Raw genomic sequence first — 609 nt, forward strand, 5'->3', positions numbered from 1 at the left:
GTTATTTTTTTTTTATTTTTTCTAAGGTTATCCAATTTATCATGAAAACTAAAGGGAGATAAGGGAACCGTGTCTTGATTATCCTCTAAAGGTAAGTTTTCTTCTTCCTTATGTAAAAAGGGAATAAATAAATCAATCAAATTCCGGGAGGCTTCATGAAGTGCTTCTTTAGGAGTTAAACTTCCATTTGTCCATATTTCGAGAAAAAGTATCTCTTCTTTTTCATTCCCATTTTCATAAGAATGAATACTATGGTTTGCATTTCGAACAGGCATGAATACAGCGTCTATAGGATAACTTCCGTCTTGAGAGTTATTTGGTGTTTTTATACGATATCCACGATTCCTCTCGATTTGTAATTCAATACACAAATTAATTGGTTCCGTTAGGTTAGCTATATGCTGTGTATTATCAATAATTTCCACAGAAGGCGGTAAGATGATGTCTTGAGCAGTTATAGATCGGGGACCCTTGACACAAATAGACGCACCACGAATTCTTTAGTTACATGTGTCAAACCACCATCTTACCACAAAGTTTGGATAAATGCATTAAAATTTTGTGAATGCTTTAGCAAAATGATTGTAGTGGGTTTATTGAATTGTAGCC

At 34.0% G+C, this 609-nt stretch carries 1 protein-coding gene; it reads right to left on the minus strand.

Annotation, left to right across the window (positions count from 1 at the left end; translation table 11 throughout):
- Positions 1-425: DNA-directed RNA polymerase subunit alpha (locus IEZ04_RS36370; RefSeq protein WP_268245720.1), on the minus strand; the 425-nt coding region annotated here is incomplete at its 3' end.
- Positions 426-609 lie beyond the last annotated feature (184 nt).

Source organism: Streptomyces ruber, from assembly GCF_014648075.1.
GTDB lineage: Bacteria > Actinomycetota > Actinomycetes > Streptomycetales > Streptomycetaceae > Streptomyces > Streptomyces ruber.